This is a genomic window from Streptomyces sp. WAC00040 (assembly GCF_056835925.1).
This window is the reverse complement of sequence record NZ_JAKQZE010000001.1, coordinates 3,122,788-3,136,773: the sequence shown is the minus strand read 5'-3', so window position 1 is coordinate 3,136,773 and position 13,986 is coordinate 3,122,788. Positions and strand designations below refer to the sequence as shown.

At 69.6% G+C, this 13,986-nt stretch carries 5 protein-coding genes and 1 pseudogene; 2 read left to right on the top strand and 4 right to left on the bottom strand.

Going from position 1 to position 13,986, the window contains the following annotated elements; translation table 11 throughout:
- Positions 1 to 345: 345 nt before the first annotated feature.
- Both MDN94_RS14675 and MDN94_RS14670 read right to left on the bottom strand, forming a co-directional pair.
- The gene (locus MDN94_RS14675) at positions 346 to 1,077 is read right to left on the bottom strand and encodes a DUF7873 family protein (protein ID WP_482726254.1); all 732 of its coding nucleotides are present in this window, start codon (positions 1,075 to 1,077) and stop codon (positions 346 to 348) included.
- A gap of 104 nt (positions 1,078 to 1,181) precedes the next feature.
- A pseudogene (locus tag MDN94_RS14670) lies at positions 1,182 to 1,418 on the bottom strand (MFS transporter); the annotation flags it as partial.
- A gap of 91 nt (positions 1,419 to 1,509) precedes the next feature.
- Between MDN94_RS14670 and MDN94_RS14665 the strand changes: the two are divergent.
- The gene (locus MDN94_RS14665; RefSeq protein ID WP_482726253.1) at positions 1,510 to 1,722 is read left to right on the top strand and encodes a hypothetical protein; all 213 of its coding nucleotides are present in this window, start codon (positions 1,510 to 1,512) and stop codon (positions 1,720 to 1,722) included.
- 86 nt (positions 1,723 to 1,808) lie between these two features.
- Here the strand turns inward: MDN94_RS14665 and MDN94_RS14660 are convergent, their stop codons facing one another.
- On the bottom strand, positions 1,809 to 2,996 hold the full coding sequence (locus tag MDN94_RS14660; protein WP_482726252.1) for a nuclease-related domain-containing protein: 1,188 nt from the start codon (positions 2,994 to 2,996) through the stop codon (positions 1,809 to 1,811).
- Positions 2,997 to 3,431: 435 nt separating this feature from the next.
- Here MDN94_RS14660 and MDN94_RS14655 point away from each other — a divergent pair, with 435 nt between their 5' ends.
- A complete protein-coding gene (locus MDN94_RS14655) occupies positions 3,432 to 4,538 on the top strand; it encodes a hypothetical protein (RefSeq protein WP_482726251.1) in 1,107 nt (368 codons plus the stop codon).
- Between the two features lie 100 nt (positions 4,539 to 4,638).
- On the opposite strand, the gene MDN94_RS14650 is transcribed toward MDN94_RS14655, so the two are convergent.
- Positions 4,639 to 13,749 (bottom strand): golvesin C-terminal-like domain-containing protein, encoded by a 9,111-nt coding sequence (locus tag MDN94_RS14650; protein ID WP_482726250.1) that lies wholly within the window; start codon positions 13,747 to 13,749, stop codon positions 4,639 to 4,641.
- Positions 13,750 to 13,986: the final 237 nt, after the last annotated feature.

Below are 13,986 nucleotides of genomic sequence, written 5' to 3'. Positions count from 1 at the left end.
CTTTGAACTACCGCACCGTGTGAGAGGTGCAGGCTGGATTCGAACCCGCATCCGCCGGCGTTCGTCCGTACCCGGTCGATCTGGCGATCGGTGGCGATGCTGAAGCTGGAGCGAGAGTCTGAGTTTGATCACGGTTGCCTCTGCCAAGTTGGGCCACCCCGGCGCGTAGTGCCGGGGGAAGGACTCGAACCTTCACTGTCACCGTGTCGTCAGGCTGAACCTCAGTTTCAGCTTGCGCCCATCACGCGAACCGGTCCTCATTCCGGCCCGCGCCTGTTGCGCACCCCCGCGCTCGCACGCGGGGGCGATCATGGGCCGACGCCCGGGGCGTCGGCCGGTGTGCCGTCAGCCGAAGAGGTAGCCGAACACCGCGTCGCCGACCCGCTGGTCGGAGACCTCGACGCTGTTTGCCTCCTCGCGGGCGAACTTGACCGCCGTCTGGAGCTTCTCGACCCGCTCCAGGAGTTCGTTCACCCGACGTGCGGGCAGCGCTCCGGAGAACTTGACCGTGGTCCAGTAGCCGATCGGGACGTCCTCGTAGTAGACCTCGACCTGCGCCGGGTGCTTGTCCGTCGCCTCGGCCTTGACGTGGTTCCGCGGAACCTTCTTCGTCCGGATCGTGCGTACGGGGTCGGTCTTCCACCAGTCCGTCGACGGGTCGAGCGACCAGGACTCGGCGCCGTCCAGTACGGGCAGCTTCTTCACGAAGGTGTGCAGGTCGACGAGCTGCTTCTCCAGGAAGAGCAGGTAACTGACCGGTGCCTCGGCGACGATTGTCCGGCCGTCGACGACGACGTCCGCGCGTGCCGAGCAGTTGGCCCAGTCCTTGGTGGCGGTCACGTCGAACAGCCGGGTCAGCGACGCCGACATCTCGCGGAGCACGTCCTCGGCCTTGACCTGGACCCGGGTGGACTCGGGCGGCAGTTGCTCGCCCTCCTCGTCCTTGGGCTGGTACGTACGCGAGATTCCGGCCAGCAGTGCGACCTTCTGCACTCGCTGGTGAGCCGTGGTGATGTCCTGGAACGACTTGCTCTTGACACCCTTTTCCACGGCGATGATCTGATTGAGCTTCGCCACTTCTCCCCCTTCGAACAGCAGTGAACGTACCCGAGAAAGTGGCGCCCGGTCCCCTGATTTTCGGCGACATCGTCGGGCAGGTGGCGCTTCGCCGTGGCGAGGGCGAGCATCGCGGCGCGCGAACCGTCCACGGACGGAATGGCGAAGCCGCCGAAGTCAGTGGCCATCTGGGCCAGGACCACGCCGATCACCGCGGCCGACACCGAGCTGCCGAGCGAGCACATCAGGGTGTCGAAGCTGTTGGCGGCGGTGGTCTCCCACTGGGGCACCGCGCCCATGATGAGGGCCGGCATCACGCCGTACGCGTGCGCAAAGCGGGTGCCGAAGCCGGACCTGGCCACGTTCCGGAGCGGCGCGGGCACGCACCGGCCACCCGACCGTGCTCCGTGCCCCTGGGCTACGCGGGCCGCTACGCGGGCCGTTGTTCCCCTTGTGACAGGAGCCACCAAGGTGGGCGGCACGCTGTACGGCGCGACCGAGCACGACGCGGACGTCGGTGTGCACGCCTTCGACGCCGCCACCGGGAAGCTGCGCTGGACGTACAACGACAGGACCGGGGCCATCCAGCAGTGGTACGCCGTGGGCGCGGGCGAGCGGCTGGCCGTGATGCACGACAGGCGGCTGTACGCGCTGCCGGCCGTCTGAGTCGACCGCGCGGCGGGAACCAGGCCCGGCCCGGGAGCGCCGGGAAACGGGTCGGGCCTCGGCGGCGACGCGTCTCCGGTCGTGCGCTACACCTCCAGCCAGACCTCCGCGAGACGGGCGACCTCGTGGACGCGGTCCGCCTCGCGGGCGGTGAGTTCGCCCGACAGCGGGGCCAGCGCGGACACCTGGCGTTCGCGGTAGACGCGTACGTCGGTCTGGGTGGCCGCCACGTCGAGGGACGCGGCGTCCACGAACACCAGCACGGGCTGGACGCGGACCGGGAAGTCGCAGTGGCTCTCCAGGACCTTGCGGACGAGGGCGGCCTCTGCCCGGCACTCGGCGATGTACGGGCGCGGGTCGCCGTCGTCGATGCGGACGGTGTCGTCGTCGGCCCGTACGGACTGCTGCGGGTGGTACTCGGTCCGGACCGTGAACACGCCGCCGGGGCCGATCAGCAGATGGTCGATGTCCGCACCGTCGGCGAGCGGGATCGAGTGCAGGACGCGCCAACCGTGGCGGGTGAGGCGGCCCAGTTCGGCGCCGGTCCGGCGTTCGCCGAGCAGTTCCTTGCGCCGCGACTCGTCCATGGGGCGGCGGCGCAGGAGACGGGAACTGAGGCGTTCGAGCCGGCCGGAGTCAGGGGTGGCGGCATCCCCGGACGAGGAGTTCGCGCGCAGAGTCGCGCCGGGCCGCCGGGAGGCAAGGTCGTTCTCCGGGGTCAGGCGGGGCAGCCGGTCCCCGGGGCCGTGGCGTACGAACGGCTCCGCCCCGGCCGGTTCCGGGAAGCCCCCCGCCGCGGGCGCCGCAGGCGGCGCGACGACCGTACGGTGCGCCTCGGCGGCTCCGCCGGTGACGGCAGGTCCGACGACGTCGGCGTACGCGTCACCGCGGGCGTACGCGTCACCGCGGGCGTAGGCGTCACCGCGGGCGTAGGCGTCACCGTCGGCGTACGCGTCACCGCGGGCGTAGGCGTCACCGTCGGCGTACGCGTCACCGCGGGCGTAGGCGTCACCGTCGGCGTACGCGTCACCCTCCGGTTCCGCGTCGGCGAGGGCTCCCGGGTGGACGAACACCTGCGGCTCCGCGCGGGTCAGCAGCTCGGGAGCTCTGCGGGCCAGCGCGTCGGTCACGTCGTCGCGGTAGCGGGCGTGCACCACGGTGATGCCGCCGGTCCTGCGGTCCGCCCAGCCGATGGGCGTCCCGTCGGGCAGGTTGACGTACAGGCGGTCGTGCCCGAAGTACTGCCAAGCGGTGACCGTCAGTTCCTCGAGCATGCCCTGCCTCCTTCGCCCCTGAGTGGAGCTCGACCCTGCGGTAATGTCCGGTGCCGCCGGACGGCGGCACCGGCCCCCGTACGACACAGACTCACCCGTGCGTCCCTCGCGCAGAAGGGCGCAGACCGGGCGCATTGGTCGACGGGGTGTCACTCAGAGGCCGGACCTGGGTCTATGCCGTCGGTACGTGCCCTGAGCGCGTGGCCGACGGCGCGGCGGGGCGCACGGGCGAGGGAGGAGACGAGGGCCGGGCATGTTGTGCGGGAAGAAGGGGACGAAGCGGTCGGCGAGCCTCTCGAACGACGCGGGCACCGGCAACTCGTCCTCGTTCCGAGGAAGTTCCGGACGGTGGGCAGGCCGGTCCCGCGCGGGTGTCGCCCCGTATTCTGGCCGCGTCAGTTCTCGCGTCCCACGCCCCCCTTTTTGGAGGATTCCGTGACCGTCGCCGCTCGTCCCGTCGCCACCGTGGCCGCCCCGCTGGACCCGGCATCCGCGGATGCCCCGGAGGTGGTGCGGCGGCGCGGACGCACCCTGCTCGTGCAGCGCGGGGACGAGCACGTCGCCGTGGTCGACGCGAGCGGACAGGCGGCGCCGGTCCTCTTCCCGGCGCCCTGGCCGCGCGGCTTCGGCACGGTCGCGGTGTCGCCGGAGGCGGACGCCGTGGTGTTCGCGGGTGTGCACGCGGCGCGTTGTGTCGAGGCCTCGGGCGCGGTGCGGTGGGAAGTGCGGCACGGCTGCTGGAGCAGCGCCGAGTGTCCCCTGATGCACACATCGTTCGCGGAGTACGCCGACGACGAGGACCACAGGTACCCGGACAGCGGTTCGGCGGCCTTCTCCGCGGACGGCAAGCTCGTCTGGGCACACGTGCGAGGTCCGCTGGCCGACGACGCGGGGACGGACGACGGCGACGAGGCGGAGGACGGCGAGGAGCTGTGGCTGGTCCTGGACGCCGCCGACGGCAGGGTCCTGGGCCGTGCGCAGACCATGACCGTGGGCTCCGTCTCGTACCACACCCCGCACCCGGACCCTACGTGCATGGGGCTGAGCGTCGGCGAGGGCGAGGAGGGTTCGCCCGTGCTGTGGGGGCGGTTCGACGGGCCGGGGCTGTCCGTCGAGAAGGTCGACGACGAGTTGCTGCTGCTGGCGGTGAGCCCGTCGGGACGGCGTCTGCTGACCGTCGACGCCGGGCAGTACACGCTGGCGCTGCACTCGGCGGAGGACGGCGCGGTCCTGCGGGAGCTGGACGCCGACGGCGCCGTGCCACAGCATCCGGACAGCGCCGGCGGCGACCGGGTGTACTGGGACCTCGAGGGGGCCTTCGCCGGCGAGGACGCCGTGGTCACCGGCACGTCGGGGTGTGACGCCGGGTACAGCACGGTCCGCCACTGGCTTGTCGACTCGGCGGAGATGACGCTGCGCGGCGAGGTCTCCTATCCGTTCCCGGTGGCCGGGCCGGCCCGCTCCGCGGGCGACGGGACGTGGTTCACGGTCTCCGCGGACCGGACGGCGGTGCACCTGTGGCGCCTGGCCGACGAAAGCTGATCCGGAGCCGAACAAGGCGCGGCCCGCCGGTCGGAACCGGCGGGCCGCGGTCGTGCGCGGGCGTTCAGCCCGTGGTGCGTGCGGTCTCAGCCGCGTGCGGTCAGTACCGCGTGGTCTGCCAGAACATCCGGAAGCGCGTCTTGTCGCTTGCGCCCCGGAAGACCTTGCCGCCCAGGTTCAGGGTCTGCTGCACCAGAGGCGCGCAGATTCCCTTGCACACGTTCCTCGATGTGCCTCCGTAGACGACCTCGTAGTCCGGGTTCCTCTTCACCCAGTTGAAGACGGCCTCTTCGGCGTGCTCGTACGCCTGCTTGCCCTTCGCGGTGACCCGGCCGGGGACGGCCGATCCCTGGATGAAGTCCTCACCCTGGTTGAGGACGTTCTGACCGACCTCGTCGATCTTCTTGCCGCCGGCGAGCGAGACCTTTTCGACGATGTCGCCGGTCTTCTTGTTCCTGACGCCGATCACGGCGACCGTCGACCAGCCGTGGCCCTTGCCCCACTGGTTCTTCAGGTCGTCGGCCCGCTTCTGGGCGGCTATCGCCTCGTTCTCGTAGCCACAGTTGTGGACGAGGACCGCGGTGTGCCGCGTCCCCACGTAGTACGTGTGGACGCCCTCGACCGAGAGGTTGTAAACGCGCGTGGTGCGGTGGGCCGTGTCGATCGCGGTGATCTGGACCCAGGTGCCCGCAGAGGTCTGCAGCCACATGCCGGGCTGCAGTTCGCTGCCCTTGACCCATCTACCGAAGTCCGGCAGCCAGTACAGGTGCTCCGCGGTCGAGGTCAGTTCGAACTCGGCCTTGCCGTTCCTACCGTCGCTGTCGACGGTCAGGGTGACGAGGTCCTTGCCTCCCTCGTGGTCGCGGACCCGGGTGACCGTCCGGGAGCGGGTGTCCCCGGTCTCCGGGTCGGTGGCCACCACCTGGTCGCCGGTCCTCAGCGACTCGATGCTGCGGGTGCTGCCGTCCGCGAGGACGACCTGCGTGCCGGCGACGAAGCTGTTCGTCTTGCAGCTCGACGCGGCGGGCTGGTCGGGCTCCTTCGCCGACGGTGTGTCTGGCCCGTCCGTCTTACGGGTCGAGCCGGCCGCGTCCGCGGCGTCGTCGGCCTTGTCGGCCGCCTTCCGGGTGTCGTTGGCAGAGTCGGCGGCGTCGAGGCCCTTCTTGGCGTACTTGCCCGCCTTGACCGCCGTCGCGCCGTAGCCCACCAGCGGGATCGCCGAGCTGAGTGACAGCGCGGCGTCGGCGTAGTTGCCCTCGGCCGCGTACCAGATGCCGTTGGCCACGTCCGCGACCTCGCCGACGACCGGGATCAGGCCGACGACGTCGAGCGCGGCGTGCCCGATGTCCGAGAGGGACAGGCCGAACAGGTGCCCGTCGAGTTCGACGAAGGTGATCGGGTTGCCGCCCGCGAAGGCGTACCGGTTTCCGGTGAACGGGTCGGTGGCGAGGGACATGTCGCCGAGGGCGCCGCTGTAGGCGTCCCGGGTGAGGAAGCGGTTCAGACCCGGGTCGTAGTTGCGGAAGCCCATGTCGTACGTGCCCGACGCGCCGTCCCAGCGGGCTGAGTTGAAGCGGAAGGCGTTGTACGTGTCGGCGTCGCCGGTCCCGCCGGCGGCGGGCTTGTCGGCGCCGGTCATCTGCGACTCGTCGTCGCTTCCGTAGGCCCGGTAGCCGTATGTGGCGCGGGTGTTGCCGTCCTCCTTGGTGATGGCCTCGATGTCGCCGCGGGGACTCGTGACGTACTGCGAGTACTCCTTGGCGCCGCCGTCCTTGTGCTTGATCTGCGTGGCCCGCTGGCCGCCGGCGAGGTACTGGTAGTCGGTGTCGGTCTTGCCGTCGACGGTCTCGCGCAGGAGCGTGCTGTCCATGCCGAGGTAGGTGAACGCCGTGGTCTTGGACTCGGCGCCGGAGGTGGTCTGGGAGACCGTCCGGTCGAACGGGTCGAAGACGTAGGAGGTGGTCACCGCCGCCGCGCCGGAGCCGGCCCGGACCTTCGCCGTGCGGTCGAAGCCGTCGTAGTAGTACCTCTCGGCGGTCTGGCCGCCGGTGCTGACCGTGTCCAGACGACCCAGCGGGTCGTAGTTGTAGGTGGAGGTGATGCCCTGGGCGGTGGCCGACAGCAGCCGGTTGCGGTCGTAGCGCTGCGTCGTGGTGACGCCGTCCAGGGTCTGCTCGACGATGTTGCTGTTGCGGTCGTAGGTGTAGGACTCGGTCGCCGGGTCCTCACCGGCCTTGGTGACCTTGGCGATCCGGTCCTGCGGGTCGTAGTCGTAGGTGTAGGTGTTGTCGATGTACGCCGTGTTGTCGTCGGCGTTCATCAGCTTCAGCACGTCCTTGGCGCGATGGCCGTTGGGCGTGTACTCCAGGTCATGCTGTGCGACGACGGTGCCGCCGGACTTCTTCTCGAGCGACTGCTTGACCGAGCCGTCGAGGTAGTACTGCATGTCGAGCGTGTTGCCGTTCGGCTTCGTCTGCTTCAGCAGCTGGCCGCGGCCGGTGTAGGTCATCGAGGTGATCTGCTGGTTGCCCGCCGTGGGCGAGTCCGCGTTGGTCACCTTCTTGACCATGTCCCGCTCGTCGTACTCGATCTTCGACCAGGTCAGGTCGTGGGTCGAGGTGAGCGGGTTGCCGTTCTCGTCGTACGTCAACGCGGTGGTGTTCTTGACCGTGCCGCCGGCGAGTTCCTCGACCTTGGTGATCTGGTTGAGGCCGTCGTAGGAGATCCGGTACGTGTCGGCCTTCGCGCCCGGCGAGTGGTCCTGGACCTCGACCATGTTGCCGTTGGCGTTGTACCGGTAGGTGAAGTCCTTCTTCTCGTTGTCCGTCTCACCGGTGTTGGAGCGGACGAGCTTCACCGTGTCGGCGAGGACCGTGCCGCCCGCGGCATCGGTCAGGGTGACCTTCTGCGGACCGTCCTCGACGAAGGCGTACGACCCGAGCGAGATCCATTCGCCGGCCCGCTGGGTCTGGTCGACGGTCCTGGTGACGCTGCCGCCGTCGTGGTCGACCTTGAACTTCGCGTCGCTCGCGGCCCCGGTGATCCGTGGGTGCCGTACGAAGACCTCGTAGGTGCCGTTCTGCGGGATGTTGAGCTGCCAGGAGAACGACGCCGCCCCGTCGCCCGCGGGGTGCGAGTAGGTGTCGTAGCCGTACTGCTGCTCGGCCTGCGTACGGGACCAGTTGCCCTGGGTCGCCGTGTTGTTGAAGTCCGAGCTGTCGACCACGACGACCTGCCGGCCGACGGGGACGCCGTCGTCCGAGCGGGCCTTCTGGTTGCCGGACGGGTAGTAGTCCCAGGTCATGGTGCGCTGCTGGGAGCCGCCGGCCGAGGTGAGGGTGTTCTTGGTCTGTTGGCCGAGTGCGTTGTACTCGTAGGACGTGGTGATGTCCCACGGGTCCTTCGCGGTCCTGGTCCAGCCGTTGTCGTAGTAGGTGTACGTGGTGACGTTGCGGACGGTCTGGCCGTCGGACGGCGACGCGGAGACCTGGCTCAGGTTGCCGACCGAGTCGTAGAAGTAGAACGTCGAGTCGGGGGTGCTGTAGCGGGCGTCGTCCTTGTCGAAGGGCGAGCGCTCCTCCTTCACCCGGTTCAATTCGTCGTAGACGGTCTCCGACGTGTAGTCGGTGGTGTCGTCCGTGGTGGCGACGCCGCGCGGAGTGATCGTCCTGGTCCGGTTGCCGACCTGGTCGTACTCGTACTTCGTCGTCCGGTACGTGATCGTCCCGGAGCCGTCCTTGCTGAACGGCGCCTTCGACTCGACCAGGGCACCGCGCTCGTCGTACACGGCGAGCGTCTCGTTGCCCTCGGCGTCGGTCCGGCCGGTCTGCAGGCCGTCCTTGTCGTAGCGGACCGAGGTGGCCCACTCCAGCGCGTCGATGGTGCGCACCACACGGCGGTTGAGGTCGTACTCGTACCGGGTGGTGTAGTCGTCCGGGTCGGCGCTGGCGTGCTTGCGGGGGTCGGTGACCTTGGTGACGTTGCCGACGGAGTCGTACTCCACGGTGGCCTTGTGGCCCTCCGCGTCCACCATCTCGACCGGCTGGTAGATGGGGTCGTACCGCGTGTGGGCGGTGAAGTCGCCGGCCTCGGGCGTCAGGTTGCCCTGCGGGCCGGTGACCGTGACGATGTTGCCGGCCTTGTCGTACGCCGTCGTCGTCCGGCGGCCCGGGTCGGTCGGCTCGTCACCGGGGTCGACGCTCTCGACCAGTTGGTCGGCCTTGTCGTAGGCCGAGGTCGAGACGGTGCCGTTGGGCGCGGTGACCTTGGTGATGTTGTCGTTGGCGTCGTAGACCGGTGCCGGGGTGACGATGAAGTCGCCTTGCGTCCGGTCCTTGGGCTCCCTCTTCTCCAGCGGGCGGCCGAAGACGTCGTAGGTCTGGGTGACCTGCGCCCCCTGCGCGTTGGTCACCTCGAGGACGTTGCCGCGCGCGTCGTAGTCGAAGTGCGACGGGTTGCCGAGCGCGTCGGTGATGGTGTCCGGGTAGCCGACGGGCCGGAAGCCGCTGTTGACGGTCGCGTTGCCGTTGGCGTCGACGGACCGCGTCACCTGACCGTAGGTGTCGTACTCGGTGCGCGAGGTGTAGTCGCCCTCCGTCGCGGAGGCCACACCCTTGGGGTCGGTCACGGAGGTGACGTTGCCGCGGGTGTCGTAGCCGAACTGCCAGGTGCGACCCTCGGGGGACTTCTTCTGGAAGAGGTCGGCGATGTGGCCGTCCAGGCCGGTGGCGTAGGTGAAGGTCTGCGCCTCGGTGCCGTTCTTGTTGGCCTCGGCGTCCTTCTGCTCCAGCGGGTAGCCGGTCTTCGGGTCGTAGACCCAGGTCGTGACGGCCCCGTTGGCCTCTTCGAGGCGGGTGACGTTGTTGTCGTCGTCCCACGTGAGCCTGGTGGTCTCGGACTTGGCGTTGGTGAGCTGGTTGACGCGGCCGTAGCCGTCCAGCGACTGGGTGGTGACGTGGTTCTCGGGGTCGGTCACCTTGGTCTCGACGAACGAGCCCGCGGTGCCGTCGGGGTCGCGGTAGACGTAGCCGGTGGCGCCGGCGAGGCGGTCGGTGATCGTCTGGGTGTTCCAGTGGAACTTCGGGTCGTCACCCTCGCTCGGGTAGTAGTAGTCGAGCGAGGTGGCGTTGCCGCGCGGGTCGGTGACCTTGACCAGCTTGGCGTTCTTGTTGCCCTGTGTGGCGTCGTACTCGAAGCCGAACACCTTCGGCTGGGAGGAGCCCGCACCGTCGGTGAGCCTGGTGAGCAAGCCCTTGTCCGAGTATTCGAAGGTGAGCGTGCGGCCCGAGATGTCCGTCATCGACCTGACGTGGTCGATGATCTTCGGGCTGGTGGTGTCGGCCTTCGTCCAGTAGTCGACGGTCAGGCTCTGCCGCCCCGCCGGGTCGGTGATGTACCGCAGGAACTTCAGAGGCTTGTTGTTCGACTTCCGCTCTTCGTAGGTGTAGGTCTGCGTGTTGCCGTTCTTGTCGGTGATCGACGTCAGGTAGCCGTCGCAGTCGAAGAAGAACTGCGTCCGGTCGGGACGGGTCAGCGACCAGGCGTTCGGGTCCCCGTCCTTGTTCGGGGTGCAGTCCACGCCCTCGCCCTGTCGCAGCAGGTAGTGCACGCCGGCCGGGGCCTTCCACGTACCGTCGTCCTGCTTGCGGAAGGTGTGCTCGGTGCCGTCGCCGTCGGGCAGCGTCACCTCGGTCGGGTTCGGGTTGGGGTGGAAGTCCAGCGCCGTGCCGAGCCGCAGCGGCATCGCGGCCTGCGCCGACCAGCCGTGACCGAGGACGGTGTCGGATGTGTCCTGCGAGTTGTAGGCGAAGCGGGCGAACGTGGTCAGTCCGCGGCCCGGGTTGGAGAAGGCATTGTACTGCCAGACCGTGTTGCCCGCGTACAGGTTGGTCATCAGGGTCGAACCGGCGCCGGTGTTCTTGCCCGCGTACGAGTAGAACTTCTCCAGGCCGAGCTGGTTCGAGGTCGGGTCCTCGACGCGGACGTTCTGCGCGAGCGGCGCGATGGACTCCGTCGCCGACAGCCACGTACCCGCGGTCCGGTTGCGCAGGTCCCACTTGAGGACGTAATCGAGGCGCTTGTTGCCCGAGTCCGAGTTGATGGGCGCCTGCAGCGCCGCCTTGACGGTGGCCGACTGACCGGGCAGCAGGTCCTCCGGCAGCGCCGTGGAGAGCTGGTTGCCGCCGGTGGTGGCATCGGTGCCGTCGGGCAGCGACCACGTGTAGGAGAGGGCCTGGTCGGCCGCCTTCCACACACTCGTGGTGGTGTTGGTGACGGTGACGTCGACGGTGTACCGGTCACCGGGCGTCATCCGGGCGGGGGTGTAGGGCGAGAAGTACGTCGAGTCCGTGGACCTGGCGAGGTAGGTGACGACGAGCTGCGGGCGCAGCTGCGGCTCCTCGGCCTCCGAGGACAGGAAGAGCGTCCGCTCCTGCGGGCCGGTGGCCGACTCGTTCTGGAGCTTGATCGCGAGGCCCTTGTCGGACGCCGGGTCACTCACCCAGGACTGGGCGAGCGAGGTGACGTTCCAGGACTGGCGGGCGGGGTCGTTGGTGACCGTGCCGACGGTGTCCGCGACGGCCGGGTCCATGTCGCCGCCGGGCGTGGTCCACGCCGTGGTGGCGTCCGCCTTGTTCCAGGAGGCGTCGGTCTCGGCGAAGTCCTTCTTCAGGGCGTGGACCTCGTAGACGGCGCCGTCGCTGCCGGTGGTCGTCGTGGTGCCCCACAGGTCCAGCTGGGCGTCGATGACGCGGGAGGCCGACGGCACCTGGCTGAGCGCCGGGAACTTCAGCAGCGCCCGGGTCGTGCCGTACGTCGAGGAGTTGTTGCCGACGGACAGCCACGGGTGACCGATGCCGGACTCGGTGATGGCGTCGTGACCGGTGGCCGGCCGGGCACTGGAGAGCGTGGTGTCCGCCGCGTCGCCCTGCAGGACCAGAGTGGTGCGGCCCGCCTTGGGCAGCTTCACGATCTGTGTCGGGGCGGGGACGACCTGGCCGTCCTTGGTCTTGACGGCGACCATGTAGTAGAAGACGTTGCCGAACGCATCCACCGAGTCGGCCGGGGTCGGCGACGCGGTGGTGTCGGTGTACGAGGTGGTGCCCTCCGGGACGGGTGCGATCAGCGTCTGGGGTGACGGCGTGAACGTCTGGAAGACGCTGCGGTGCACCTGGTACTCGACGATGTCGTCCCGGTCGCTGATCGGGTCCTGGTCCTGGTACGCGTCCCAGTTCAGCTCGGCCCCGGTGGCGTGGATCACCGTGGGGGCTTGCAGAGTGGCGCCCGGCCGGCCCCAGGTGAGCACCAACTTGGGGTAGTTGGCGACCTCGCCCTTGTATGCGTACTCGGCGGCCTCATAACGCGGGCCGCCCTTGGGGGCGTTCGCGCTCTCGTCGCCCGCCTTGACCACGAAGCCGTGGTTGGCGTGCGTGCCGTCGATCCAGGACTGGACGGTCCTGGTCACCGGGAAGCTGTGCCAGGTGTTGGCCTCACCGGGCTTCTTGGTGACCACGCCGCCCTTGGTGAAGCGCACGGCGTCGGCCAGGACGGCGGTCGAGGTCGACGCGGGGCCGTCGCCGAGTACCACCTTGCCCGCGGTGCCCGCCTTGAACGGGTGGGTGCCCAGCGTCTTCCACACGCCGCCGCTGCCGGCCCGCTGGTCGACGGCGTACGTGGTGCTGCCGCCGGCGTGGGTGACGGTGTACGGGGCGTTCCCCGCGCGGTCGGAGGCGGGCACGTAGTGCGCGTCGACCTGGTAGTCGCCGTCCTCGGGGAGGTCAGGCTGCCAGGTGTACGTGTCGCCCGCGACCGAGTCCTTGTTGTACAGGTAGTCCTTGTTGACCGCGTACTGCGTGTAGGCAGTGTTCCCGGACGCCGGCCAGGAGCCCTTCGCCGCGGTGGTCCCGCTGTCGCGGTCGTCGACGAGGACGGAGGTGCCGGACAGCTCGCCGGTGATGCCGGAGGCGTTGTCCCATGTCGCGGTGGTCTCGTCCCAGGCGGCGGTGGCGCGGTGCGCCTCCAGCCGGATCTCGCTGTCGCCCGTGGTGTGGGTCTGGTCGAAGTACAGCTTGAGGTCGGCCGAGTCCAGCTTCGTTCCGGCCGGCACGGCCCCCAGCGGGAACCTCAGCAGGGCGCGGGAGGAACCGCTGGTGGTGTTGCCGACGGACAGGCGCCAGTTGCCGTCGTAGTTCGACGCCGGGCCGTCGGAGCTGATCATCACGTCCTGCGACTGGGAGGCCGTGGGCGCGATGGAGATGGTCGGGTCGACGATCACCGGGTAGCGGCGCTCGGGCGCCCCCAGCCACGCGGCGTCGGGCCGCAGCGTGAGCGTGTACGAGGTGCCCTTGCCGCGCAGGGTCTGTTCGACCCGGTCCGTGCCGGCGACCCCGTACGGCGACTCGCCGTCCTTCTTGGCGTCCGTCATGAACGGGGCCGGGATGACCAGTGCGGGGCGGGTGGGACCGGAACTCTCGCTGTAGAGGGCGATCGAGCCGCCCGCCCGGCGTTCGGCCTTCAGGCCACCGGTGGTGAGGGTGAACTCGTAGGACGGCGCCGTGGTGGGCGCCGTGTTGAGGACGATGCCCTCCTTCACGGTGCCGTTGCCGACGGTGTACGTCAGATCGGCGCCGTCGCCGAGGGCGTTCTTGTACGTGACGGTGGGCCCGTCGGCCTCCGGCTTCAGGCTGCCGGTGGCGCCCTTGACGCCGATGGCGGCCCAGCGGCCCTCGTCGAGCTCGAAGCGGACGAGCTCACCGGGACGCTCACCGAAGTAGGTGCGCGCCACGTTGGTGGTATTGGCCAGGGTGAAGCCCTTGCGGTCCGCCGGCTTCACGGTGGGGTCGATGGCCCGCCAGCTCTTGCCCGTGTCGTAGTGCGTGGGCACGGCGGAGACCTCGGACTGGACCCGCCCGTCGGACAGCTGCCAGTGCCGGGAGCCGGGGGTGCGCCGGTCGGTGAGCTCCTTGACCCGCTCGGGCTTCGGAGCGGCCCGGCCCTTCGGCAACTGCTCGTTGCTGGGCACGGCGGTGTCCGGCAGTTTCGGAGGTTTCGCTGCGGGCTTGTCGTCGTCGAGGCCGAAGAAGTCCTTCAGCCCTTCTGTGAAACCGGAGCCACCGCCGGATGGCGCGGCGAACGCCGGTTGCGGTACGCCCGTGAGGGCCACCGCCACGACGCAGCTGATCACCAGCGAGCGTCGCATCCGTCTCTCTGACATCGTCTCTCCTCGCTCAACTGAGGCTTCCCAGAGGCGAGTTGTAGCGATGTTGGCCCTGCCCATGTCAAGCAAGGCGACATTTGGTGCTCAGGGCGCGAGACGGGCGGGAGGCGGTGACGGGACCCGCCGCCCGGCCAGGGTGCCGGACCCCCTTGCCGGCCCGCGGGGGCTGCGCGTCAGCGCAGGACGCGGGACGAGCGGATCACCAGGTCCCCCCAGCGGCGCGGCCGTCATGAG